This window comes from Vibrio sp. Vb1018 (genome assembly GCF_033338775.1).
GTDB classification, from domain to species: domain Bacteria; phylum Pseudomonadota; class Gammaproteobacteria; order Enterobacterales; family Vibrionaceae; genus Vibrio; species Vibrio alginolyticus.
In genome coordinates, this window is record NZ_JAWOTI010000029.1 from 14,620 (window position 1) to 39,069 (window position 24,450).

At 46.9% G+C, this 24,450-nt stretch carries 21 protein-coding genes; 9 read left to right on the plus strand and 12 right to left on the minus strand.

Features of this window, described 5'->3' with window-relative positions:
• Positions 1-36: 36 nt before the first annotated feature.
• The 4 genes from R7Z10_RS21585 to crp all read left to right on the plus strand — a co-directional run bounded on the left by R7Z10_RS21585 (position 37) and on the right by crp (position 3,158).
• The gene (locus R7Z10_RS21585; protein ID WP_033907159.1) at positions 37-1,044 is read left to right on the plus strand and encodes a hydrolase; all 1,008 of its coding nucleotides are present in this window, start codon (positions 37-39) and stop codon (positions 1,042-1,044) included.
• Between the two features lie 33 nt (positions 1,045-1,077).
• On the plus strand, positions 1,078-1,290 hold the full coding sequence (locus tag R7Z10_RS21590; protein WP_005382815.1) for a YheU family protein: 213 nt from the start codon (positions 1,078-1,080) through the stop codon (positions 1,288-1,290).
• Between the two features lie 125 nt (positions 1,291-1,415).
• Entirely contained in the window at positions 1,416-2,285 is an 870-nt protein-coding gene (locus tag R7Z10_RS21595; protein WP_005381434.1) for a phosphoribulokinase, read from the plus strand.
• Between the two features lie 240 nt (positions 2,286-2,525).
• Positions 2,526-3,158 carry a cAMP-activated global transcriptional regulator CRP gene (gene crp, locus R7Z10_RS21600; RefSeq protein ID WP_005381432.1) on the plus strand — a complete coding sequence of 211 codons (633 nt, stop codon included), beginning with the start codon at positions 2,526-2,528 and terminating at the stop codon, positions 3,156-3,158.
• Between the two features lie 136 nt (positions 3,159-3,294).
• Here crp and R7Z10_RS21605 read toward each other — a convergent pair whose 3' ends face one another.
• From R7Z10_RS21605 to R7Z10_RS21630, 6 genes are all read right to left on the minus strand, one after another.
• Entirely contained in the window at positions 3,295-4,086 is a 792-nt protein-coding gene (locus tag R7Z10_RS21605; protein ID WP_042523639.1) for a DUF1338 domain-containing protein, read from the minus strand.
• A 248-nt stretch (positions 4,087-4,334) separates the two neighbouring features.
• Positions 4,335-5,792 carry a succinylglutamate-semialdehyde dehydrogenase gene (astD, locus tag R7Z10_RS21610; RefSeq protein ID WP_258461037.1) on the minus strand — a complete coding sequence of 486 codons (1,458 nt, stop codon included), beginning with the start codon at positions 5,790-5,792 and terminating at the stop codon, positions 4,335-4,337.
• 28 nt (positions 5,793-5,820) lie between these two features.
• On the minus strand, positions 5,821-6,840 hold the full coding sequence (gene astA / locus R7Z10_RS21615; protein WP_005381422.1) for an arginine N-succinyltransferase: 1,020 nt from the start codon (positions 6,838-6,840) through the stop codon (positions 5,821-5,823).
• A gap of 109 nt (positions 6,841-6,949) precedes the next feature.
• Positions 6,950-8,161 carry an aspartate aminotransferase family protein gene (locus tag R7Z10_RS21620; RefSeq protein ID WP_005381420.1) on the minus strand — a complete coding sequence of 404 codons (1,212 nt, stop codon included), beginning with the start codon at positions 8,159-8,161 and terminating at the stop codon, positions 6,950-6,952.
• Positions 8,162-8,522: 361 nt separating this feature from the next.
• Entirely contained in the window at positions 8,523-9,110 is a 588-nt protein-coding gene (locus R7Z10_RS21625; protein WP_031780782.1) for an aminodeoxychorismate/anthranilate synthase component II, read from the minus strand.
• Positions 9,111-9,179: 69 nt separating this feature from the next.
• On the minus strand, positions 9,180-9,659 hold the full coding sequence (locus R7Z10_RS21630) for a MarR family winged helix-turn-helix transcriptional regulator (RefSeq protein ID WP_005381417.1): 480 nt from the start codon (positions 9,657-9,659) through the stop codon (positions 9,180-9,182).
• Positions 9,660-9,781: 122 nt separating this feature from the next.
• Between R7Z10_RS21630 and R7Z10_RS21635 the strand changes: the two genes are divergently transcribed.
• The 4 genes from R7Z10_RS21635 (at position 9,782) to R7Z10_RS21650 (ending at position 14,171) form a co-directional block, all read left to right on the plus strand.
• A complete protein-coding gene (locus R7Z10_RS21635; RefSeq protein WP_318105914.1) occupies positions 9,782-10,654 on the plus strand; it encodes an EamA family transporter in 873 nt (290 codons plus the stop codon).
• Between the two features lie 39 nt (positions 10,655-10,693).
• Positions 10,694-11,287, plus strand: coding sequence for an NAD(P)H-dependent oxidoreductase (locus R7Z10_RS21640; RefSeq protein WP_318105917.1), 594 nt, complete (start codon positions 10,694-10,696; stop codon positions 11,285-11,287).
• Positions 11,288-11,434: 147 nt separating this feature from the next.
• Positions 11,435-12,607 carry a M20 aminoacylase family protein gene (locus R7Z10_RS21645; protein ID WP_005381411.1) on the plus strand — a complete coding sequence of 391 codons (1,173 nt, stop codon included), beginning with the start codon at positions 11,435-11,437 and terminating at the stop codon, positions 12,605-12,607.
• A 52-nt stretch (positions 12,608-12,659) separates the two neighbouring features.
• On the plus strand, positions 12,660-14,171 hold the full coding sequence (locus R7Z10_RS21650; RefSeq protein WP_053303039.1) for an AbgT family transporter: 1,512 nt from the start codon (positions 12,660-12,662) through the stop codon (positions 14,169-14,171).
• Between the two features lie 6 nt (positions 14,172-14,177).
• On the opposite strand, the gene R7Z10_RS21655 is transcribed toward R7Z10_RS21650, so the two are convergent.
• Complete coding sequence (locus R7Z10_RS21655) at positions 14,178-15,092, minus strand: LysR family transcriptional regulator (RefSeq protein ID WP_033907171.1); 915 nt, start codon at positions 15,090-15,092, stop codon at positions 14,178-14,180.
• Positions 15,093-15,259: 167 nt separating this feature from the next.
• Positions 15,260-18,214 carry an ExeM/NucH family extracellular endonuclease gene (locus tag R7Z10_RS21660; protein ID WP_318105920.1) on the minus strand — a complete coding sequence of 985 codons (2,955 nt, stop codon included), beginning with the start codon at positions 18,212-18,214 and terminating at the stop codon, positions 15,260-15,262.
• Positions 18,215-18,758: 544 nt separating this feature from the next.
• Between R7Z10_RS21660 and R7Z10_RS21665 the strand changes: the two genes are divergently transcribed.
• The gene (locus tag R7Z10_RS21665) at positions 18,759-19,133 is read left to right on the plus strand and encodes a hypothetical protein (RefSeq protein ID WP_005381401.1); all 375 of its coding nucleotides are present in this window, start codon (positions 18,759-18,761) and stop codon (positions 19,131-19,133) included.
• A 55-nt stretch (positions 19,134-19,188) separates the two neighbouring features.
• On the opposite strand, the gene trpS is transcribed toward R7Z10_RS21665, so the two are convergent.
• From trpS to rnr, 4 genes are all read right to left on the minus strand, one after another.
• On the minus strand, positions 19,189-20,205 hold the full coding sequence (gene trpS, locus R7Z10_RS21670) for a tryptophan--tRNA ligase (protein ID WP_005381398.1): 1,017 nt from the start codon (positions 20,203-20,205) through the stop codon (positions 19,189-19,191).
• A 116-nt stretch (positions 20,206-20,321) separates the two neighbouring features.
• Positions 20,322-21,008 carry a phosphoglycolate phosphatase gene (locus R7Z10_RS21675; protein ID WP_318105923.1) on the minus strand — a complete coding sequence of 229 codons (687 nt, stop codon included), beginning with the start codon at positions 21,006-21,008 and terminating at the stop codon, positions 20,322-20,324.
• 110 nt (positions 21,009-21,118) lie between these two features.
• Positions 21,119-21,862, minus strand: coding sequence for a 23S rRNA (guanosine(2251)-2'-O)-methyltransferase RlmB (gene rlmB / locus R7Z10_RS21680; protein ID WP_005381395.1), 744 nt, complete (start codon positions 21,860-21,862; stop codon positions 21,119-21,121).
• A gap of 67 nt (positions 21,863-21,929) precedes the next feature.
• Entirely contained in the window at positions 21,930-24,437 is a 2,508-nt protein-coding gene (gene rnr, locus R7Z10_RS21685; protein ID WP_017821742.1) for a ribonuclease R, read from the minus strand.
• Between the last annotated feature and the right edge of the window lie 13 nt (positions 24,438-24,450).

Consider the following 24,450-nt stretch of genomic DNA (forward strand, 5'->3'; position numbering starts at 1 on the left):
AACGAACACCGAAGGACCGCATAAGAGCAGTTAGGTATGACACAATTTTTCGCAGCCGCCGGGATCAAAAACCCGCATCTCCAAACGCTTTTGCCGCGTTTTATTCGCAAAAAAGCGTTGTTTACGCCGATTTGGCAAACCCTCGATACATCCGATGGCGACTTTCTCGATCTCGCGTGGAGCGAGGACCCAACCCAAGAGCCTGCACAAAAAAAGCCGATTTTTGTTTTATTTCATGGGTTAGAGGGGTGCTTCTATAGCCCTTATGCCAATGGGTTAATGAATGCATTTGCTCAATCTGGATGGCTGTCGGTGATGATGCATTTTCGTGGCTGCAGCGGTAAACCAAACAAAAAAGCACGAGCTTACCACTCGGGTGAAGTGACGGATGCTCGTTACTTCCTAGAGCACCTTGAACAACGTTTTCCTGATAATCCCAAAGTTGCAGTTGGTATTTCTCTTGGCGGTAACATGTTGGCGAATTATTTAGCCCAATATAAAGACCACCCTATTTTGAATGCAGCGACTATTATCTCAGCGCCTTTAGACCTAGCGGCGTGTGCAAACCGTATAGAACAAGGCTTTTCGAAAGTGTATCGCCGTTATCTGCTTTCTTCACTGAAACGTAACGCGTTACAAAAGCATCATCTACTGCATGGCGAGCTTGCGCTGTCCTACAACTCAATAAAACGTGTCACACGATTGTATGAATTCGATGATTTGATTACGGCACCATTGCATGGCTTTAAAGACGCACAAGATTATTACGACCAATGCTCTGGCTTAAGTAAACTACAGCAAATCACGCTACCGACACTGATCATCCATGCCAAAGACGATCCGTTCATGACCGACGATGTGATCCCGAAGTTTGTTCTGCCAGATAACATTGATTACCGTCTCTTTGAACACGGTGGCCATGTTGGCTTCCTGACAGGAACGGCGTTAAAACCTAAGTTTTGGTTGGAGGAAGCGCTGCCCGCGTATTACGAAAGTATCGCCGCAGATTACCTTTCTGCTGTATCCAAGCAACGAACGCAGTAAACTAGCCGCTCATCATAAAAGTTAGAGGTATTTATGATCATTCCATGGCAAGACATTGCGCCGGAAACATTGGAAAACTTAATTCGTGAATTCGTCTTACGCGAAGGAACGGATTACGGAACCGTCGAGGTTTCTTTGCAAGACAAAATTGATCAAGTTAAAGCTCAATTGGAAAAAGGTGAAGCGGTTATCGTGTTCTCTGAGCTACACGAAACCGTCGATATTCAGCATAAAACAAAATTTTAGACCCTTCACATTTTACCGTATCCCACTCGATGACAAGGTATTGTTACGTGCTATAGTGGGATATCGACCGTGCAGTAGTAACTCTACTGCACATTACAGGTAAGTAATTTTCGACAAGGTTTGTCATGTCAGCTAAACACCCAATTATTGCGGTTACTGGTTCGTCCGGTGCCGGCACGACCACTACATCTGAAGCCTTCCGTAAAATGTTCAATATGATGAACGTTAAACCCGCATGGGTTGAAGGCGATAGCTTCCATCGCTTTACTCGCCCAGAAATGGACATCGAAATCCGCAAAGCCCGCGAGCAAGGTCGACACATTAGCTACTTTGGCCCACAAGCTAATGACTTCCCGGGATTAGAAGAGTTTTTCCGTAAGTTCGGGCATGACGGCACTGGCAGCGTGCGCCGTTATCTGCACACGTTTGACGAAGCGGTTCCCTACAATCAAATGCCAGGCACGTTTACACCGTGGCAAGACTTACCCGAAAACAGCGACGTGCTGTTTTATGAAGGGTTACATGGTGGCGTGGTCGATGGCGATGTTAATGTTGCTCAACATGTGGATTTCTTAATTGGCATGGTGCCGATTGTGAACTTAGAGTGGATCCAAAAATTCGTACGTGACACTCGCGATCGCGGCCATTCGCGTGAAGCGGTAATGGACTCAATCGTGCGCTCCATGGACGATTACCTCAACTATATCACTCCGCAGTTTTCTCGTACTCACATCAACTTCCAGCGCGTACCGACCGTTGATACTTCCAACCCACTTAATGCAAAAGGCATCCCTAGTTTGGATGAGAGTTTTGTGGTGATTCGCCTACGCGGTATCAAGAATGTCGACTTCCCATATCTGCTGGCCATGATTGATGGCTCATTCATGTCACGCCACAACACGATTGTCGTACCCGGCGGTAAGATGAGCTTTGCAATGGAGCTCATAGTTCGGCCTATCCTACAACAGCTCATCGAAACAGGGAAAATTGGCTAAAAACCTGCCTGCGAAGATGTTTACTTTTCATACCGTGATCATGTGCACAGTTTTGCTTACAAAATCTCAATCATGGCACGATTAAAATCAAGAAATCGTTTTCGAAAAAGGATACTATTTCTTACCGAAACACAAGAGAGCTTGCAGCATATAAAAAGTGCTCTTATTCTAGTAGGCCTAATTCAGGCTTAGCTAAAATATGGATAGCGCAAGCGTACCCTGCAGAGGAAGTGAGATATTATGGTTCTAGGTAAACCTCAAACCGACCCAACATTAGAGTGGTTTCTTTCACACTGTCATATTCATAAGTACCCTTCAAAGAGCACGCTAATTCACGCGGGCGAAAAGGCAGAAACTTTGTACTACATCGTTAAAGGTTCTGTTGCGGTTCTTATCAAAGACGAAGAAGGTAAGGAGATGATCCTTTCTTACCTAAACCAAGGAGACTTTATTGGTGAACTTGGTCTATTCGAGGAAGACCAAGAGCGCACAGCTTGGGTTCGTGCTAAATCTCCTTGTGAAGTTGCTGAAATTTCTTTCAAGAAGTTCCGTCAGCTTATCCAAGTAAACCCAGACATCCTAATGCGTCTTTCTGCGCAGATGGCTCGTCGTCTTCAAGTAACTAGCCAAAAAGTGGGTGACCTGGCGTTCCTAGACGTAACTGGTCGTATCGCTCAGACGCTTCTGAACCTTGCAAAACAACCAGACGCAATGACTCACCCAGACGGCATGCAAATCAAGATCACTCGTCAAGAAATCGGTCAAATTGTTGGCTGTTCTCGTGAGACAGTAGGTCGTATTTTGAAGATGCTAGAAGAGCAGAACCTAATCTCTGCTCACGGTAAAACCATCGTGGTTTACGGTACTCGTTAATCTCAAACTAGAGTGACACGAACAAAATTATAAAAGCCACCAATGGCAACATTGGTGGCTTTTTATTTGCTCATGACCAAATGAGATAGGGTGCAGCGAACACTAATGAGTAAGCTTAACAGGTTAACCCTAAAACTTAGCCATTCGTACTTTCAAAGATTTTGTCAGCTGAAGCGGCCACGAAACCTGGGTACAAATCACCATTTTCCATCGGATAGCGCTTAGCAAATTCATAAAACCCGCCAGGGATAATTTCAGTGCCTTCGCTAAAACGAACCGCTACTTTATCTGCCATGGTCGATGACTGCTCTAGCAACACCTCAGGAGTGCCCTTCACTTCACCACCATTTTCATTAATGGTAAACCCAGCGGTACGCAGATGATCGTTTACCTGCTTCACTTCTTCATATTCATTGAGTTGGTTAACGCTCACCGTGAAGTGGTTTGCTCCGTAACCATGCGCCGCAAGCCAAGATGCGTACTCACTTTCTTTAGCCAACGTTTGGTAATCAGCAAAGCTTAAATCCCACAAGCGTCCACCATGTAAGAATGCGCTATCGTTCAGCTTGTCAGCATCGACTTGTGCCACCAAATTTTTCACAATCTCTTGTAGCTCAGGCGAGCACTCTTCAACTTTTAGCTCACTAATAAATACTTTAGGTTGCTTCGGATCTGGGTGCTCATAGTGCTTAGCAACCAGCTTTTTGCTTTCGAAAACGTAATCACCACACGCCTTGTAACCAATAGCTACAAATGGCTTAGCTAGAGTTTCAATACCAAGAGGCGCGATATTGAAGGTACGTAAAGCTATATGATCATTAATCAGAGGCTCATCTTCTTGAAGCAGCTGATGCACTTTAGCCGCCGAAGGGCAAAGACGTTGAATGTAATCTTGCCATAGCGATTCAAATAACACATCGGGCGTCATAACGACTCCTTGTTACGAGATGTAGAGTTTAAAGGTAAGCGGAAGTTGGCTGCTCGTTCACAACAAAAGTTGTCCAGAATAATGAACGAGCAACCATCAACCTGTGACGGTAAATGCCAGTCAGTCAACACGCTTTTCCGAGTCTTTGCTCACTTTTCGTGTTCTGCCAACGATCACTACAACCCATACCTAAATGATGCGCCGGCAAGGTGAGCCGCAATGCATAGTTGCGACTCTATTATTAAAACTTATAGCACTACACCTGGACTCAATGTTGCAGGCAAGACAGTTTCTTGACCTTCCATTGATGCCATTGGGTACGCACAGTAATCTGCTGCGTAGTAAGCGCTTGGGCGCAAGTTACCCGACGCCCCCGGACCACCAAATGGCGCATCACCGCTTGCCCCAGTAAGCTGGCGGTTACGGTTCACGATTCCTGCACGAATGTGGTCAACGAAGTATTCCCATTCTTGGTCGTCGGTTGAAACCAAACCAGCAGATAAGCCAAAGCGCGTATCGTTTGCTAGCGCCACGGCTTTGTCTAACCCTTCGTAGCGCACCACTTGCAGAAGTGGGCCGAAGTACTCTTCATCTGGTAACTCAGCAATGTTCGTTACATCAATGATGCCTGGAGAAACAAACGCCGCCTCTCCTGCTTTCGCTTCAATCAAGCTTTCACCGCCAAGAGACTGTAGATTAGCTTGTGCATCAAGAATAAACTTGGCTGCCGCGACCGAAATTTGCGGTCCCATAAATGGCGCAGGTTCTGCAAATGGTTGGTCTACGCGAATATTGCGTGTCGCTTCAACGAGTTTGGTGATAAGCGCATCGCCTTTTTCACCCAATGGCACATACAAACGACGAGCACACGTACAACGCTGCCCAGCACTGATAAACGCTGACTGGATGATGGTGTAAACCGTGGCATCCAAATCACCATATTTATCAGAGATCACCATCGGGTTATTACCACCCATTTCTAGTGCGAGCATCTTGCTCGGTTGACCCGCAAATTGACGGTGTAATACATGCCCCGTATTTGCGCTACCCGTAAACAGTACGCCATCGATGCCTTTTGCGTCAGCGAGGGCGATACCAGTTTCTTTCGCGCCTTGAACAAGGTTAATCACGCCTTTCGGCAGACCGGCATCTTCCCATAGCTTCATTGCCAATTCACCCGTCCATGGCGTTTGCTCAGACGGTTTGAAGACTACCGTGTTACCAGCCAGTAGCGCAGGCACAATGTGACCATTTGGTAGGTGGCCTGGGAAGTTGTAAGGACCAAACACCGCCATCACGCCCAATGGGCGGTGGCGCAATACGATTTGGTTGCCTGCTGCTTCACGGCTCGCCTCACCAGTGCGGTCATGATAAGCGCGAATCGAAATGGCAATTTTACCTGCCATGGCTGCTGCTTCAGTGCGCGTTTCCCAAATCGGCTTACCGGTTTCTTTGGCAATCACTTCGGCGATTTTTTCGCTGTTCTCTTTTACTTTCTCCGCAAAAGCCAACACGATTGCCTCACGCTCTGAAAATGAACGCTTTTTCCAGTCAATAAACGCTTCACGCGCTGCAGATACCGCTTGGTTCACCTGCTCTGCCGTTGCACCTTTGCCTTGCCAGATCACTTCTTGGTTGTACGGCGACAGAGACGTAAATGCTTCACCCTGACCTTGTACCCATTCACCTGCAATCCAATGTGTCATTGTTTCTATCCTTAAATTCTGTCGTCTGTTACTGCGGAAGAAGGCGAACGAAATCCCCTTCTTCAACCGAAAGTGCATCCGCAACGTCTGGTGCGATCATTACGCTCTGTGTCTCTGCGTCATACGCCGCTTTAGTGACTGTCGCACGGAAGTTCTCGAAAGATGAATTACACATCAAGAAGTCTTGTGTGCTGGAATGTTCAGAGATTTTGACTTGCGCGCGGAATGAATGACGTACCGACTCAATATTACGCAGATCACACTCAACCGTTGGGCCACCATCGAAGATGTCGACGTAGCCTCGGTTGGTAAAACCTTCACGCTCAAGCAGCTTCAGCGCTGGACGCGTGTTGTCATGTACTTGACCAATCACGGCTTGCGCTTCTGGGCTGAGCAGGTTGATGTAAATAGGCAGTTTCGGCATCAAGTCGGCGATAAAGCCTTTCTTGCCGATACCTGTCAGGTAATCTGCAAGCGTGAAATCGATAGAGAAGAAATGCTCTTGAAGCCATTGCCAGAATGGTGAATTACCCTCGTCGTCTGAAACGCCACGCATCTCCGCAAAGATCGTTTCAGAGAAGCGCTCTGGGTGCTCTGCCATCATTAGGAAACGACACTTCGACATTAGACGACCATTCAGACCTTGGCGGAATTTCTCACGCAAGAACAAGGTACAAATTTCGCTGTTACCCGTGTAGTTATTACCAAAAGTAAGCAGTTTAACGACGTTGTTAACGCCAAGCTTTGGCGACGAGTGCACGACTTTACTAATGTGATATGAGTAAAATGGGACATCCCAGCCGATAGATGCTTCGATTCCGGTGGTACCCGCAACCTCACCCGTTTCAGAGTCAAAGCCAACCATCAGGTAGCCTTCATCGCCTGGTTCTGCCACATCTGGCTTACCAAAGCTGTACTCTGAATGTTTGATTCGATTGGTTAACAGTTCTTCGTTAACCGGTAGAGATGTAAATCCGTGACCAGACTCCACCGCACAAGTGTGCAGTGCGTCGTAATCCGACATCGCGATAGGGCGAACTACTAGCATCAATACTCCCTCCAGATGCAAGAAGATCCTAACTATATTGTAGGAACAATTCCCCCATCAGAGATCCTTGACGGGGGTGTCTGCGTTGACGTTTAAACTGATATCGCGCTTAAACTAAAGTCGCGATCGCTTTATCCAGTTTCGCCAAGCCTTCTTCAATTTCTTGTTGTGTGATAACGAGTGATGGTGTGAAACGTACGACATTGGCACCCGCAACCAATACCATGAGACCTTGTTTACCTGCAGCAACCAGCACGTCACGCGCACGGCCTTGCCATTCTTCATTTAGTGCAGCGCCAAGTAATAGGCCTTGACCGCGCACTTCTGAGAAGATGTTGTACTTCGCGTTGATCTTCTCTAGACCTTCACGGAACATTGCTTCGCGTTCTAGCACACCAGCCAACACCTCTGGCTTAGTAACTTCATTTACAACCGCTTCTGCAACCGCACACGCTAGTGGGTTACCGCCATATGTAGAACCGTGAGTGCCCACTTTCATGTGCTCTGCCAATTTTGCTGTCGTTAGCATTGCACCGATTGGGAAACCGCCACCAAGTGATTTCGCAGTACTTAGAATATCTGGCGTGATACCTAAACCTTGGTAAGCGTAGAAGTTACCTGTTCGGCCATTACCAGTTTGCACTTCATCGAAGATCAGTAAGGCGTTGTGTTTGTCACACAGCTCGCGAACCGCTTGAGCGAACTCAGGCGTTGGTGGCACGATGCCGCCTTCACCTTGTAGTGGCTCCATCATGACCGCACAAGTACGATCAGACATGTGTGCTTGTAAAGCTTCGATATCGTTGTAAGGAAGGTGTGTCACGTCGCCTGGCTTAGGACCGAAGCCGTCAGAGTATGCCGCTTGGCCACCAACCGTTACGGTAAAGAATGTACGACCGTGGAAACCTTGTTTGAATGCAATGATTTCAGATTTCTCAGTGCCATGAACGTCTGCTGCATAACGACGTGCTAGCTTCAAAGCGGCTTCGTTTGCTTCTGCGCCAGAGTTAGCAAAGAACACACGCTCAGCAAAACTCACTTCTGTTAGCTTTTTCGCCAGACGAAGGGCTGGTTCGTTCGTCATAACGTTACTTAAGTGCCAAAGCTTGTTAGCTTGCTCTGTTAGTGCGTTTACCATTACTGGATGACAATGGCCAAGACAGCTCACTGCAATACCACCAGCAAAGTCGATGTATTCATTACCTTCCTGATCCCAAACACGTGAACCTTCACCTTTAACAGGGATCATTTCCATCGGGTTATAGCAAGGTACCATTACCTCATCGAATAAACCGCGCTCTACTTTAATTTCCGTTGTCATTGCACATTCCTTCTTGATACCGCATGCGTAGCAGATAAGCGAATTTAACCGGCTCTCTTTGCCAGCAAATAATGTTTTGCATTTAAGCTATTGCGGCATTGTATTTACATTTAATTAACCATTTCAATAGTGATTTATTCTTTTCGTTCTCGAAAGCAACTTCCATTAATCACTGCTTATGACTATTTATGCATCAAGAAAGTAAAATAGAGAAGTGATTTTTTATAAATGTTATGTAATACAGGGGATAGAAGGTTTAAAAAGACATGAATAGACAAAGAGACTCGAGAGAATCGCATAGTTTTGCAATCCGCTCACCTCAGCCAAAAGATGAATGATTTGTTAAGAAAAGTGATCGCGATCAGATCGCTTTGCGTGCTAAAAAGTTCGCAAGCAACTCGTGACCTTGCTCAGTTTTGATTGATTCTGGGTGGAACTGCACCGCATCAATTGGCAAGGCTTTATGTTGGTAACCCATTATTTCATCCATGCTTCCGTCCGGCAGTTCTGTCCATGCAGTCAGTTCAAACACGTCGGGTAAAGTACCGTTTTTCACCACAAGAGAGTGATAACGGGTTACCGTGAGTGGGTTATTCAGATTTTTAAACACACTACGACCGTTATGACGAATCGGTGAGGTCTTACCGTGCATCACTTGTCGTGCACGTACCACTTCACCCCCAAACACTTGCGCTATCGCTTGATGGCCAAGGCAAACACCCAATATTGGAAGCTTACCAGCGAAGTGTTCTATCGCTTTCAGTGAAATACCTGCTTCGTTCGGCGTACATGGCCCTGGCGAGATCACCAAATGAGTTGGGTTGAGCGCCTCAATGCCTTGGATATCGATTTCATCGTTACGCACCACCTTTACGTCTGCACCAAGCTCGCAGAAGTATTGGTAAAGGTTGTAGGTAAACGAATCATAATTATCGATAATTAACAGCATGGGACTACATCGTGGAAACCTGAAAGCGAGTATTGTGCCGCCTTTTTATCTAAACGCAAGTACGATCAGTTATTCCACCTCGGCTTGCAGGAACTTACTCAGCAGGCTTTCCAACGCATTTCTTTCTTCAGAGTCGAGACAAGTTAAGTGCTGTTCCATGCTCGCGACATGCGCTTCAAGCACCTGATCTAAAAAGGCAACACCGTCTTCCGTCAATGTCACTCGATTACTTCTGCGGTCGCTTTCGCTCGCTACGCGGTGCACCCAACCTTTTTGTACTAGGCCTTCTAATCGGGTACTTACCGCACCAGACGAAATCATCAACGTTTTGTACAACGTTGTCGGAGTGACGGGTTCGACGCTACGTCTTAACGTCGCCAGAATATCGAACTCAATCGCGCTGATCCCAGCATCACCGCACACTTGGCCATGGGCCTGTTCCCAGAAGTTTGCCGCGCGACGAATTCGCCCAACCACGCCCATCGAAGAACAATCTAAGTCAGGTCGTGCTTGCTGCCACTGCTGAAGAATCTTATCTACACCGTCCATTACATCATCCTCACGATCATCACTAACTAAAAATCTTTTCAAAAAGATACTTGACCAAAAGAAAAAACACCATTACTTTTAAAAAACAATCTTTCACAAAAGATACTTTTACAGGAGTTATTATGACCAACGCAGAAAGGATTCAAGCAATACTGCTCACCGCGATTGCTCCCACCGTTTGGGGCAGCACCTATATCGTCACTACTGAGTTGCTACCCGCAGACAGTCCCCTGCTCGCTTCTGCGATACGCGCACTGCCTGCAGGATTACTGCTCATCGCGTATACACGCTGCTTTCCGAACCAGCAATGGTGGGGAAAACTCGCTTGCCTTGGAACGCTCAACATCGGGCTGTTTTTCTACTGTTTATTTTTTGCGGCGAGCTACCTGCCCGGAGGAACGGCGGCATTGGTCATGTCGAGCCAACCGATCATCGTGATGCTACTCAGTGGGCTGGTATTAAAAAGTAAGATCGCCTTGAGCCACTGCATCGCAGCAATCTTCGGGGTGCTTGGTGTAGCGCTTATCGTCATCAACGAAACGGTGCAGATCAGCGCGCAAGGAATTGTTCTGGCGGTACTAGGTACATTAAGCATGGCAAGTGGCGTGGTGCTCACCAAATACTGGGGACGTCCGGAGAATATGTCGACATTGGCGTTCACTGGCTGGCAACTCCTCGTCGGAGGCATCCTTTTATTACCTGCAGCGCTATGGTTTGAAGGTCTACCGGAGACCATTTCGCTAAAAAACTTGGCCGGATACAGCTACCTAACCATAGTGGGCGCGGTACTCGCTTACGCACTGTGGTTTAAAGGAATCGAGCGTCTTCCTGCAACAAACGTCGCGTTTCTAGGATTTCTGAGTAGCGTCTCGGCGAGCGTGTTGGGCTACGTATTTTTAGATGAAATACTCACACCACTGCAATTGTTAGGTGCAGGAGCAATACTGGTTTCGATCTTTTTGGCCTCCCATAGTCCTAAAGCTGCAAATGCATAACTCCAATAAACAAGATATAAAATTCAAAAGGAAATGATTATGAAACTAACGATTGTCTCTGGCAGCCAAAGGGCAAATTCACAAAGTCTCAACGTAGCTCGTTTTCTCAAACAGCACGGTTTGCAAGAATTCGACCAAGTGGAGATCCTCGACCTGCATGAACTGAACCTGCCATTTTGGAATGAAGGCGTTTGGCAAGGTATCCAAGAGTGGGATGTTTGGACACCAATCGCGCAAAAACTGCAAGAGTCTAACGCGTTTGTCTTTATCACACCGGAATGGCACGGGATGGCAACCCCTGCGCTGAAAAACTTCCTATTGCTGACGACAGCAAACGAACTGGCACATAAACCAGCACTATTGGTGAGTGTCAGCGTGAGTATCAACGGTGTTTACCCGATCAGCGAATTGCGCATGACCGGCAGCAAAAATAACCACGTGTGCTTTTTGCCTGACCACCTCATTGTGCGCAACAGCGATAAACTCATCGATCAAGATGCGAATAGCGATGACAGTGATTTTGTCGCTCGCACCCAATACACCTTGAAACTGCTCAGCTGTTACGCGAGCGCATTAGCACCAGTGCATCAGGACATGCTGCCGCTTGGTAAACCATTCACCTACGGGATGTAATCGTCATTTAAGCCGCTCAGTATTGGGCGGCGTTTAGTTTAACCTCTCTCCAAGCAACTATTAGCAACGCTAATAGTTTCAGTAGTAATCCGGTTTGTTTGAATTGTTTCAATAGTGTTAAATCATTCTCAATTAAAGGGGAGATGTATGAACATTATTGAAGTCTTAGAACCTTGGTTAGCCGACGCGATTAGTCTCCGTCATGCCATTCATAAACAACCAGAATTAGGTTTTGAAGAAAATAACACTCAAGCGTTAGTGGTTGCCGAGCTCGAAAAGTACGGCGTCGATGAAATCTGTACTGATTTCGCCAAAACGGGCGTGGTGGGTGTGATTCACGGCTCGCTCGGGGACGGAAAGAGCATCGGTCTTCGCGCCGACATGGACGCGCTACCCATCCATGAAGCCAACACATTTGCCCACCGTTCGTGCCACGACGGTAAAATGCACGCTTGTGGCCATGACGGTCACACCACTATGTTGTTACTCGCTGCGCGCTACTTGGCCCAGTCGCGTAACTTTGCAGGCAAAGCGGTGCTGATATTCCAACCGGCAGAAGAAGGTCGCGGTGGCGCCGAGACCATGATCACCGACGGCGTGTTAGAGCGCTTCCCGATCGACGAATGCTACGCTCTGCACAATATGCCGGGCATTCCTGAAGGGCATTTCGCATTTAAGACGGGGCCAATAATGGCGAGCTCTGACCGTCTGTTTGTCACTGTCGACGGAAAAAGTGGTCATGCTGGCTTACCACACACAACCCAAGATCCATTACTTGTCGCGACCCATATTTACCAAGGTATTCAAGGCATGGTCAGCCGCAACTACGACCCGTTTGATCCACTAGTGGTTTCGGTCACACAGCTGCATTGTGGAGAAACAACCAACGCCATCGCCGACCAAGCTCATATGAGCGGTACGTTCCGTACTTTGTCTCAACAAACACGAGATAGCTTGGTTGAACGACTCGAGCAACTAGTAGCTCACAGCGCCAAGGCGCACGGGATGCAAGCAGAATTTAAACTCGGACCAATTTCTCACCCACCGACGGTTAACACCGAAAACGAAACTCGGCGAGCGATCGACGCAGCGGCTCAAACCGTTGGAGCTGAGCGCGTTAACCCAAGCTGTGAAGCTATGCTAACCAGCGAAGACTTCGCCTTTTTCCTCAACAAAGTACCGGGTTGCTACGGCTTTATCGGCAACGGCACTGAGGAGCAAGGATGCAGCGTTGGCCTGCACAACAAAGCCTACGACTTTAACGATCGGCTGCTGCCGATTGGCGCCGCTTACTTTATCAATTTGATTGAACAGCAATAACAACAAATGAGGGGAAGTGACTCCCCTTTTTACACAAAGGAGTGTTCTAACAATGTCGACTGCAATTACGCAAAAATCGAGTTCAGGCGCGTCAATGATCGACCGCATTGAGCGACTGGGCGATAAAGTCCCTCATCCCTTCTATTTGTTTATCTTCCTGTGCCTCAGCGTCATGCTGCTCTCTTGCCTATTCTCGTTTATTGGCGGCGGCGTGACCCATCCATCTACGGGTGAAGTAGTGCACGTTAAGAGCCTAATCAGTGGTGAAGGTCTGGTTTACATCCTGCAATCGACGGTGAATAACTTCGTCTCGTTTAAACCACTCGGATTGGTCTTATGTATGATGCTAGCGGTGGGGCTATTGCAAGAAGTAGGCTTGGCCGACAGTGCAATCAAACAATCATTGCTCAACGCGCCGCGTCAGTTTGTCACCGCGTCGATTTTCGTCACTGGTATCATCGGTAACCTCGCCTCAGACGCTGCGTTCATTTTGGTTCCCCCTCTCGCAGGTCTGATTTTTGCGGCAACCAACCGCAACCCAATTGTCGGCATCGCCGCAGGTTTTGTCGCGGTCGCGGCTGGGTTTACCGCCAACCTATTTATTGCTGGCACCGATGTATTACTTTCCGGTATTTCAACCGAAGCGTCTGCCATCGTTGAACACGTCGAAGTTAGCCCGGCAGCAAACTGGTACTTTATGTTGCTTTCCGTTCCGATTTTAGTCGTCACAGGGACGCTCATCACCGACAAATACATCGAGCCTAAATTCGCGCATAAAGTGACAACCAACCACGCCGATAGTGAACCGTCTTTTGAAATTACCACTAAGCAAAAGAGTGCGTTGAAATGGGCTGGAGCAGCGTCTTTGGTGTTTATCGCTTTGCTTTTGGCCGCCCTGCTGCCAGCCGATTCACCTCTGCGTAATGCAGACGGCGGTTTGGTACCTTCACCTTTCCTAAAAGGGATTATCCCGATCATCATGGCATTCTTCTTTATGAATGCGGTGGTTTACGGCGTCAAAGCGGGTACGATCAAACAAGCCAGTGATATTCCTGACTTGATGTCCAAAGCGCTCAAGGGCGTTGGCGGCTACATTGTCTTGGTATTTGTGATTGCCCAGTTCATTGCTTGGTTTAAGTGGTCTAATTTAGCTATCTTTATTGCGGTGAATGGTGCGGAATGGATTTCGTCTGTCGAGATGCCAAAGCTGGCGATGATGGCGCTGTTTATGATGCTTGCTGGCGTGATGAACATGATTGTGTTTAGTGGTTCGGCGCAATGGGCGATCATGGCCCCGGTATTTATCCCACTCTTTATGTTACTTGGCGTAGACCCGCAAATTACGCAAATGGGCTACCGTATTGCCGACTCCACCACCAACATCATTTCACCGACCAATCCATATATTCCGATGGTACTGGCGCTGATCGCCAAATATAACCCGCAAGTGAAATTTGGTACTTTCCTCGCGATGATGGTGCCATACGCTCTGGTGCTATTTAGTGTTTGGGGCGGGCTATTCCTGATTTACATGCTGACAGGTTTACCCGTCGGGCCAATGTAACGTCGCTTAACGACTGGGGATAAACTCAGCAAAGCCCCAGTCGCTGACATGCTTTTTCAAAATCAAACTGAACTCATCGACTAACTCTCGATGAGTTTCTTTACGTGTAATGAGCCCTACTGAGCGGTACTGAACCGGTTGAACAATCGGAATAAAGCGAACTTCCACGTTGTTGCTCAACTCACCGATAGTGGAAGACAGAATCGTCGAACCTAGTCCGCTGGAAATCATCCCTAATAGTGTTGAGGTATGCGAAGCGCTCAACTCCGGATCATAGGTTAAACCAATGCGTTGAAACGCTTCGTCAGCAAGTGTGCGTAAACTGTTCCCAGGGCTGACACCAATCGACGCGTATTGATGCGCTTGTTCCCAACTGACTTGCTTATGCTCGGCGAGCGGATGGTCTTGCCGGCAAACAAAGCACAGGTAATCGCGAAACAGTAAATCAAAGTTCAATTCTGGGTGATTCGGATTGGTGTTGATGCCGATGTCTGCCTGCCCTTGTAGTACTGAATGGGTAATGTCATCAACCCGTTCTTCAATTAAGCGAAAAGTAAAATCTGGATAGCGCTTTTTCAGGTCATTGAGGGTTTTCGGCGCTAAGGATGCACACAACGTATATAGCGACGAAACCACCAGCGACTTGTTGTAGCCGTGTTGGCGGTCTTTGTTTTGCTGAACTAGTTTATCCAAGCGATTAACGATAAATCGCGCTTCCTGATACAACTGCTCGCCCGCTTCGGTGAGGATGATTTTCCTGCCTTGGCGCTGATAGAGTTCGCTGGCAAGTTGCTGGGTCAGCTTTTTCATCATCTGGCTCAACGCAGACTGGGTGATGTGCACCTTTTCAGCGGCATAAGTAAAATTTTGTTCCTCAGCCAAGGCGATAAAAGCTTTGAGCTGACGATAGCTAATGTCCATTTAGTAGTCTCACCCTTTGCTCTGCTGAAAAAGTATACCCAAACTTGGTAACTAATACGTCAATATGATTATCCATTTCTATATTTTTTCTGAACATAAAGGCCAGCATAGGCTGGCCTTTGGTCTTTACAGTTATTTAGGAACTGTTTGTCAGGAAGTAAATTCGCTTAGCGGCGACGACGGAATAAGCCGAGACCTAGCAGCGCAAATAGCGCGCCAAAACCAAACGAACCACCATCTGAATCCTTCGACCCTTCTGTTCCAGTTTCAGTTTGCGTCATTGAAACATCACGAACAGAGCTAAACTTCACGATATTACCTGTCGAGTCTGTCACTTTCTCTTCTAACTGGTAATTACCTTGTTCTGGCGCTTGTTCAAACTCAATATTCACGCTGCGTGCGTCAATGTCAGTTTGAGTCAAGGTTTGGCTAGCCGAGTAAACTTTTGCATCACTGCTTGTCGCGGCCGCTTGTGTGGATGCTGTTAAGTTCACTGTCACAATATCGCCCGCAACCGCAGTTGGTGGTAGACGTACATCAATAGCTAAGTTTTCACCCGCTTTCGGTAAATAGATATCATCATCTGGCAAATCAATAGCAATAATCACTGGATCATGATCAGACGCTGAGAACGCATCTTTGTACTTCGGCATGTCACCCGTGTATTTGCTGCTGTATTCAAACAAGTTACTTTCTAGAGAGTTGATGTGCCAATCTTCAATTGCTACCACTTTTTGCGCTAGGCTACTGCTTGCCAATGCGTGGTCCAAATTACCCAGCTCGCCCGAATAGGTGTAAGAAAACGTATCAGTGCCGTGCAGCAACGTGTTTAAGTTGTGCAGACCGTAACCTTTTTCAATTTTGGTCTTCTCTACTTGAAGTTCACCATCACCAATGGTTGTGTAAGCAGCAGTATAAATGTCACGGCCGTATTTCTCTTTCGAGTAATCAGTCAGTGTCAGAAGTGGGTCTTCCATGCCATAAGCATTGAGGTCGCCCATGAGCAATACATCGCCTTTCACCTCTTTCAACGCTTCACCCACTGCGTGCGCAGCAGAAACGCGGAAGTTGTTACAGTTGCCTTGCAGATCCGCTGGCTCAGAATCTTCTACACCAGCAATCCACTCTTCAATACACTCAGAGCCTTTCGACTTAAAGTGGTTTACGACAATAGACAAATCTTCACCCGTCTCTTTCACCGTAAAGGTCTGAAGTAGACTGTGGCGTTGGTACTTATCGTAAGCAGGGTTACTTTCTGTGCCCTCTTTACGAGTAATTGTGTTTTCTGCAATGTGCTGCTCTGGCGTGATGATCACTTTTGCAGCGTCTTTTGGCGTTACTGCGTTAGCACGATATAAAATCGCCACCATGATCGCATCACTGCCAAAGTATTCGTCTTGGTATTTGTCTTGCTCTTCGATTTCGACATACGTGTAATGATCTTCAGCGTCAACAATCTCAGCATTTAGGGCATCAACTAAGTTTTGGATAGCACTGCCATCACCAAAGCCGTTGTTTTCCACTTCCATCAAACCAATGATGTCAGCGTCCATCTTGTTCATCGCCGCAACGATTTTCGCTTGTTGGATCAGGAACTCATCTAGGTTAGTCGCACCACGGTTTTGTCCGGTTGGGTTTTCATGGCCACTGTCAGCCACGGAGTTGAAGTAGTTCAGTACGTTGAAGCTTGCAATACGCAAATCTGAGTCCGCAATCGCTGGGGCATCTTTACGAGCCACATCGAAGCCTTCACCTGAAGTCACAAAGTTGGTGTTATCGACTTCATTGGTCGCAATCAGGCGGTATTCGTTGTAGCTGTAAGCCACGACACCCTGAAGACCTTCTACTCGAGAACCAAGGCGAATGTGCTGCTCTGAAGAGCCATCTTGGTCTGCATCTTTAGCAAAATCTGGGTAGTATGGGATTTGGCCGTTTGGTGCTTTGCCATCTGATTCTAGGTATACGCGGTTTGCTGCGTTGTCTTTTGCTAGCTCAACGGCTGCATCGCTCTCTGCCGCGTGTAATTGAGTCGGCTTTAACAATGGCGCTTCATGAGAGAGCATCATATTGTTACGACGTGAATCGTAGTCGTAAGAGAAGTTGCGAGTTACAAACAAGTCACTTGCCGAGGTCAACTCAACTTGCATCCCTTCATGACGCTCAAGCGCATCACGTAGTGTCTCACCTTCTTTGATAACAAGATCGGTAACTCGAGAGGTTTCAGAGGTGCCTGTTTTCACATAGCTGTTAGCATCAGAAGCAAGCTGAGTATTGCTGTAATACTCTTGAACTTTACCTTTCACACAAACAACGTCACCAGCTTTCAGCGCCGTGTCTGCCGCGTCAGTATGAATGAACAAGCCTTCTGAGGTCTTGTCGTTGTTGTCGCTTTCTAATGCTTGTAGGTAGAAACCTTTGGTTAGGCCAGTGGTAACAACAGTCACGACACCCGTTACGAAATGATCTTCGTCAGTAATGTATGGGTAACCATCAATGAATGGAGACGTATCGCCTTCACCTTGAATATCTTGGATGGTAGTGAAGTTAGGTTGCTGACCGTCGACTTCACAAGCGAATGGTGCTGGTGGCTCAGTCGCATTTAGCTCACCAAGGCCGTCAATGTTGTCTTTCTCAAATGCCGTCCACTGAGATGCATCATAAGTAGCAGAAGGGGTTAGTGCATCACTGTTACGAACTAATGTGGTGTCTTTACCAAAATCTACGTCACCCATCACACCGATGATGTCGTGCACTTCACCATCTTTCAGCAGTGCGATCGGGTCGTCACCGTTAAAGTTCGCAACGCTTTTATCTGTGATATCGGCGATAGCTTTGATGGTATCGCTCGCGTCACCATGCGCCAGTACATACACTTGGTTAGCTTGTATCGTCACTTGGCTAAGGTCGAATGTGCTGCCCCAAGTACCACCACCGTTTGATGATTTCGCCAACTCGTAGCCAGTGAGTGTCACCGCAGTATCACCCGTATTAGCGATCTCTACCGCTTTATTATAAGCGCCGCCTTCTACGTATTGGGAAATAATAATCTCTGCGTTCGCGTTTGCACTAAGTGCACTGGCGATGGTTAATGCGAGTATTGAGGGTTTGATTAACGTGTCCATTGTCATACCTGATATTTATGTAAATGCAAATTTAGCTCTGGTTAGAGCCTGCCATTTGCGTCTACTATCAGGTTTATTTATGAAATAAATAAGAATGAGCAATTAAAGCCGTGAAATGAATCACATGTGAATATAAGAAAATATGCCAGAGCATCCCATTCAAACATTTTTTGTAATAAATACAGAGCGCTATTGATAAACAAATCAGAATTTAGATTGATTACTCAGTTTACTTTTTCACTTCATGTTAAGGAGTAGAAAATACATCACTTGTTGAGTTGCTTATTAACCCAACCGTTCCTGTTACAAATAAAAAATATAATTAGTCACTAATTTAGAATGCTTTAATTTTCACTTGTATCACTGTTCAAGCCCAAGAATCTATTACTCGCTTCGTTCTCTCTTATACAGGCCCCTCATACTTCAAAGTTTTCATGATTTATTCAATAACTTTTCATTACTCACTAGCCAAAAACATACACAAAAGATATAACACCTGCGCGAGACAATAAGATCTCATTAGCTGTAAACCCAGGAACGACAAATGAAAAAAATTCAACGCAGTGTGCTAGCTCTCTCCCTACTTGGCTTGATAGCGGGGTGTCAGTTGACCGCCAGTGAGCCACTTCAACCTACGGCGAATCAAGACATCATCGAATCAGCCAAAAATGAACTGGATGGTATTGAAGAGCTAGAAGTCAGTGACGAGGGTGTTATTACCTTTACTCAGCGTCTAAGAACGCCAGGAACCTACTGGATTCCAGCGAGAATTAAAGAACTCAGCTACGATATATCATGCGTACAGCTTAGTTACTTCATTGATAGAGGCATGGTTGTGAAGTCTGCCTTTCTAGGGGCTCGAGGACGTGTTGAATATTACGACATGGAACGCTGTATGAAAGACACACCATTTCAGTAATACAGGCATAAAAAAGCTCCACCAAAGTGGAGCTTTTCGTATTCGTTCTTAGCAACTATGGGCGAGCTACAAAACCTACTGCTTCGTATGCTTTCTTAAGCGTTTCAGCCGCTCGTGCCGAGGCTTTCTCAGCGCCTTGCTGCATTACCTCGTCCATGTAAGCACGATCAGCGCGAATACGGTGATATTCTGCTTGAATTGGCTCAAGCATTGCTACAACTGCCTCACCAACATCTTTCTTAAATGGGCCATACATTTCTACGCCTTGGTACTTCGCTTCAATCTCTTCGAAGCTCATGCCTGTCGCCGCGGAGTACAGACCCATTAGGTTAGCAATGCCCGCCTTGTTCTCGATATCATGACGGATACTTGGTGGCGTTTCGGTATCGGTTTGCGCTTTGTTGATCTTCTTAAGGATCGACTTAGGCTCTTCCAGCAGCGTGATAACGTTCTTACGGTTGTCATCAGATTTAGACATCTTCTTCGTTGCGTCTTGAAGGCTCATTACACGCGCATTTACTGTCGGAATGTAAGGCTCTGGAACTTGGAAGATTGGCTGCTCTGGCGAGTAAATATTGTTGAAACGCGTTGCGATATCGCGCGCTAATTCTAGATGTTGCTTCTGGTCACTGCCTACAGGTACTTGGTGTGCACCGTAAAGCAAAATGTCAGCCGCCATCAACACCGGGTAGTCAAATAGACCGACGTTTACGTCATTCGCGTAACGTGCCGATTTGTCTTTAAACTGAGTCATACGGCTCAGCTCACCCATTTGAGTGTAGCAGTTAAGAAGCCAACCTAATTGAGCATGCTCTGGTACATGTGACTGAACAAATAGCGTGCTCTTCTTCGGGTCAACACCAACTGCCAGACAAATTGCCAGTGCGTCTAGAGTTGCTTCATGCAGCGCTTTAGGGTCCTGACGAACCGTAATCGCGTGAAGGTCTACCACACAATATTGGCAATCATAATCGTCTTGCATCTGCTGCCATTGACGTAGAGCACCCAAGTAGTTACCGATACTTAGTTCACCTGAAGGTTGAACACCACTCAATACAATGGGTTTGCTCATTAGAATGATTCCTTTGACTTCTTAATCTAATTAAATGAAAAAAACCGTGCAGTAATAGGTGCACGGTTTACTCAGTGTACTCATTAACGAGTATTTTGGAAGCTCTTTTGTAGCCGTTATGCAGAAACCGCTACAACGTCCAATAATTCTGCCAAACTGTCAGCGACGAAATCTGGATTTGATGCTGAAATAGGTTCACCGTGGTTGTAACCATATGTCAGACCAAATGAGGCACTGCCTGCATTCTTTGCTGCGAGAATGTCGTTTTTCGAGTCGCCAACCATCAGCATTTCACTTGGTTGGATTTGGTGCTTTTCCATCAACCAGTTCAATGCTACTGGGTTTGGTTTTTTCTCTGAGAATGCATCACCGCCAAGGACATCAACGAAGTATTTTGCGATGTCGTGCTTTTCCAAAACGTCAGGCACAAACTTTGAAGGTTTGTTAGTCACCAACGCCATAACAAAGCCCGCTTTGTGCAGCTCTGCTAGTGTCTCTTTTACCGTTGGATAAAGATGACTTAGCTTGTGACCGCTTTGCTCGTAGTAATCATCAAACAATACACGCGCTTTAGCACGAAGCTCTTCACTCAGCTCCGGGTTGATGGTCAGGCTTTGGCTTAATGAGCGACCAATAAGCACGTCTGCACCGTTACCCACGTAATCACGAACTTGTTCTTCTGAAACCGATGGAAAGCCAAGCGCCTGTACTGCTTGGTCTGCCGCGACAGCTAGATCTGGCACGCTATCAAGCAAAGTACCATCTAGATCGAAGGCGATGAATTTAATGTCTTGTTGAGTCATAACTTCCCTGAGGATTTTTATTTATAAATCGGTGAAAACGACAAAGGATGGCACCCCATCCTTTGTTTTTATCATTATGTCTGATTCTACAGTAACTGTTTGTTTCGTCGTTACTTTGCAGCAATACGCTGACGAACTGCCTCAAACAAACAGATGCCGGATGCTACAGATACGTTCAAGCTTGAAACGCTACCAGCCATTGGGATCTTAATCAAATCGTCGCAGGTTTCACGAGTCAGACGACGCATACCGTCACCTTCAGCCCCCATTACGATAGCAAGAGGTCCAGTCAGTTTGGCTTGGTAGATGTCGTGCGTTGCTTCACCCGCAGTACCAACAAACCAGATGCCTTTCTCTTGCAATGTACGCATAGTACGAGCCAAGTTAGTCACTCGGATCAATGGTACGACTTCAGCTGCACCACAAGCCACTTTGCTTACGGTTGCGTTCATTGGCGCAGAACGATCTTTCGGTACGATGATCGCCGCAGCACCTGCCGCATCTGCGTTACGTAAACACGCACCAAGGTTGTGTGGATCGGTCACGCCGTCTAACACTAATAGCAGTGGTGATTCGTGCTGCGCCAGGATGTCATCTATATCGTTCTCATTCAGCTGCTTCGCTGGTTTCACACGAGCGATGATGCCTTGGTGATTTGCACCGCGCGCTTTGTCATCCAAGGTTTTACGTGTCATCTGCTGAATAGAAACACCACAAACCTGAAGATCATTTAGGATTGGCATTAGGCGATCATCTTGACGACCTTTTAAAACGTACGCCTCGATAAAACGCTCTGGTTCGCGCTCCAATACCGCCTTCACTGCGTGAATGCCGTAGATAAATTCGTTACTCATTGTTTAACCTGTTGTTCTGGTCGTATTGCCTGCGCCAACCGAGTTTGAACTAAGTTGGCGCTTCAACCTACTGCGCTTCTTTTTTAGTGCGCTTGGTTTTCTTCGGCTTACTGTGCGGCTTCTTTTTACGTGCTTTTTTCACTTTAGGCTTCTCGTTGCCTTCGGCGTCACCACGTTTTGGGCCATTACGCTTACTCGTTGCGCCCGTTTCTTCTGGGCGTTTAGTTGGCTCTATCGCAGGAACTGCACGAGCCGCGCCACCTTCTTTCGATGAAGAGCGAGTCGCAGCGCGTTTTTTATCTTTCGCTTTGCGTTTTGCTTCCGCTGCGCGTTTCTTCGCAGTCTTACCTTCGCCGCGTAGCTTACGACTTGTTTCGACCAATTCAAAGTCAATTTGCTTATCATCGAGGTTAACAGCCAGTACTTTTACTTTTACTGCATCACCTAAGCGATAGATGTTACCGAAACTTTCACCAATAAGTCGTTGACCAATCGGGTCAAATTGATAGTAGTCGTTCGCAAGGGTAGAAATATGTACCAAACCATCGATGTGCAAATCCGTTAAACGTACAAAGAAGCCAAAGCTAGTGACATTAGCAATAACACCGTCTAGTTCGTCACCGACGTGGTCTTGCATATATTCACACTTCAGCCAATCCGCAACATCACGTGTTGCATCATCAGCACGGCGCTCTGTCATCGAACATTGTTCGCCGTAAAAATCCATGTCGTCAAACGAGTAATGATAGCCACCTGTTGGTGTCCAGCGATCTTGATTACGACCTTCTTCTTTAGCAATCAGATACTTGATTGCACGGTGAAGTAACAAGTCAGGGTAACGACGAATTGGCGACGTAAAGTGCGCATAGCGTTTCAATGCCAACCCAAAGTGCCCCGCGTTATCTGCGTTGTATACCGCTTGCTTCATTGAGCGTAGCAGCATGGTCTGAATCAACTCTTGATCTTGACGCCCGGAGATTTGACGTGCGAGATCAGCATAGTCCGTTGGTGAAGGCTCTAAACCACCTTTTAGCTCAAGACCAAGTTCACTTAAGAAGTCACGGAAACCTTGCAGGCGTAATTCACCTGGAGATTCGTGGATACGATAAAGCGCGGGCTCTTTCGCTTTTTCTACCAGCGATGCCGAAGCAATGTTGGCTAAAATCATACATTCTTCGATGATCTTATGCGCGTCATTACGAATTACTGGCTCAATGCTTTCGATTTTACGTTCCGCATTGAAAATAAATTTGGTTTCAACGGTTTCAAATTCGATTGCACCGCGTTGATCTCGTGCTTCTTTCAGCACTTTGTACATCTTGTGCAACTCTTCTAGATGAGAAACAAGCGGCTGGTAGCGCTCACGTAGTTCTTCATCCCCTTCTAGAATCGCGCTCACTTTGCTATATGTGAGACGAGCGTGCGAGTTCATCACCGCCTCGTAATGCTTGTAACCAGACAGCTTACCTGTATCGGAAATGGTCATTTCGCACACCATACACAAGCGATCTACTTGCGGGTTGAGCGAACATAGGCCGTTCGATAGTACTTCTGGCAACATCGGCACAACTTGCGACGGGAAATATACTGAGTTACCACGATTGATCGCTTCTTTGTCCAACGCAGAGTCAGGACGAACGTAGTAACTGACGTCAGCAATCGCTACCCATAAACGCCAACCACCTTCTTTGTTCTTTTCACAGTAAACGGCATCATCAAAGTCTCGTGCGTCTTCGCCGTCAATGGTCACTAGTGGCAAATCACGTAGATCCACACGACCAACTTTCGCTTCTTCTGGTACTTCTTCGCCTAAGTTTTCGATTTGTTTATCGACGGCTTCTGGCCATTCGTGAGGGATTTGGTGTGTACGAATCGCAATTTGTGTTTCCATACCTGGTGCCATGTTTTCACCAAGGACTTCAACCACTTTACCCATCATGCCGCGTGAGCGTGAGCCACGATCAGTAATTTCAATTACGACTACGTTACCCATGCGTGCACCCGCTTTGTGCTCATTTGGGATCAGGATATCTTGGCTGATACGCGAGTCATCTGGGACAACGTAGGAGTATCCATATTCAAGGAAGAAACGACCGACGATTTGATCATTACGCTCCTCTAGCACACGCACCAAACGTCCTTCACGGCGGCCGCGCTTGCTGTTGTCTGTAGGTTGCACTAAGACAAAATCACCGTGGATGATGTTCTTCATCTGATGGTGCGGTAACAGAATATCATCATCCTTGCCGACGCTGCCTTCTGGACGTACCCAACCATGGCCATCACGATGACCAATCACGTAACCTTTCACCATTTCAAGTTTTTCAGGCAATGCATAGCACTGACGGCGGGTAAACACCAGTTGGCCATCTCGCTCCATCGCACGTAGCCGACGACGCAACCCTTCGTATTGCTCTTCGCCCTCAAGCTTTAGTGCCTCAAACAAGTCGTTACGATTCATTGGAACGCCCGCTTGCTCTAGAAACTCGATGATAAACTCTCGGCTTGGAATTGGATTTTCGTAATTTTTGGATTCACGATCTGCAAAAGGATCGTTTGGAATATTGTCTGACATAGGCACGCCTATC

Excerpts from the sequence above, each read along its gene's own strand:
- R7Z10_RS21635 (WP_318105914.1), top strand. The coding sequence starts at position 9,782 with ATGACCAACGCAGAAAGGATTCAAGCAATACTGCTCACCGCGATTGCT.
- trpS (WP_005381398.1), bottom strand. The coding sequence starts at position 20,205 with ATGAGCAAACCCATTGTATTGAGTGGTGTTCAACCTTCAGGTGAACTA.
- R7Z10_RS21645 (WP_005381411.1), top strand. The coding sequence starts at position 11,435 with ATGAACATTATTGAAGTCTTAGAACCTTGGTTAGCCGACGCGATTAGT.
- R7Z10_RS21665 (WP_005381401.1), top strand. The coding sequence starts at position 18,759 with ATGAAAAAAATTCAACGCAGTGTGCTAGCTCTCTCCCTACTTGGCTTG.
- R7Z10_RS21590 (WP_005382815.1), top strand. The coding sequence starts at position 1,078 with ATGATCATTCCATGGCAAGACATTGCGCCGGAAACATTGGAAAACTTA.
- astD (WP_258461037.1), bottom strand. The coding sequence starts at position 5,792 with ATGACACATTGGATTGCAGGTGAATGGGTACAAGGTCAGGGTGAAGCA.
- R7Z10_RS21605 (WP_042523639.1), bottom strand. The coding sequence starts at position 4,086 with ATGACGCCCGATGTGTTATTTGAATCGCTATGGCAAGATTACATTCAA.
- R7Z10_RS21630 (WP_005381417.1), bottom strand. The coding sequence starts at position 9,659 with ATGGACGGTGTAGATAAGATTCTTCAGCAGTGGCAGCAAGCACGACCT.
- crp (WP_005381432.1), top strand. The coding sequence starts at position 2,526 with ATGGTTCTAGGTAAACCTCAAACCGACCCAACATTAGAGTGGTTTCTT.
- R7Z10_RS21620 (WP_005381420.1), bottom strand. The coding sequence starts at position 8,161 with ATGACAACGGAAATTAAAGTAGAGCGCGGTTTATTCGATGAGGTAATG.
- R7Z10_RS21660 (WP_318105920.1), bottom strand. The coding sequence starts at position 18,214 with ATGGACACGTTAATCAAACCCTCAATACTCGCATTAACCATCGCCAGT.
- R7Z10_RS21625 (WP_031780782.1), bottom strand. The coding sequence starts at position 9,110 with ATGCTGTTAATTATCGATAATTATGATTCGTTTACCTACAACCTTTAC.
- R7Z10_RS21640 (WP_318105917.1), top strand. The coding sequence starts at position 10,694 with ATGAAACTAACGATTGTCTCTGGCAGCCAAAGGGCAAATTCACAAAGT.
- rnr (WP_017821742.1), bottom strand. The coding sequence starts at position 24,437 with ATGTCAGACAATATTCCAAACGATCCTTTTGCAGATCGTGAATCCAAA.
- R7Z10_RS21585 (WP_033907159.1), top strand. The coding sequence starts at position 37 with ATGACACAATTTTTCGCAGCCGCCGGGATCAAAAACCCGCATCTCCAA.
- R7Z10_RS21675 (WP_318105923.1), bottom strand. The coding sequence starts at position 21,008 with ATGACTCAACAAGACATTAAATTCATCGCCTTCGATCTAGATGGTACT.
- astA (WP_005381422.1), bottom strand. The coding sequence starts at position 6,840 with ATGCTAGTAGTTCGCCCTATCGCGATGTCGGATTACGACGCACTGCAC.
- R7Z10_RS21595 (WP_005381434.1), top strand. The coding sequence starts at position 1,416 with ATGTCAGCTAAACACCCAATTATTGCGGTTACTGGTTCGTCCGGTGCC.
- R7Z10_RS21655 (WP_033907171.1), bottom strand. The coding sequence starts at position 15,092 with ATGGACATTAGCTATCGTCAGCTCAAAGCTTTTATCGCCTTGGCTGAG.
- rlmB (WP_005381395.1), bottom strand. The coding sequence starts at position 21,862 with ATGAGTAACGAATTTATCTACGGCATTCACGCAGTGAAGGCGGTATTG.
- R7Z10_RS21650 (WP_053303039.1), top strand. The coding sequence starts at position 12,660 with ATGTCGACTGCAATTACGCAAAAATCGAGTTCAGGCGCGTCAATGATC.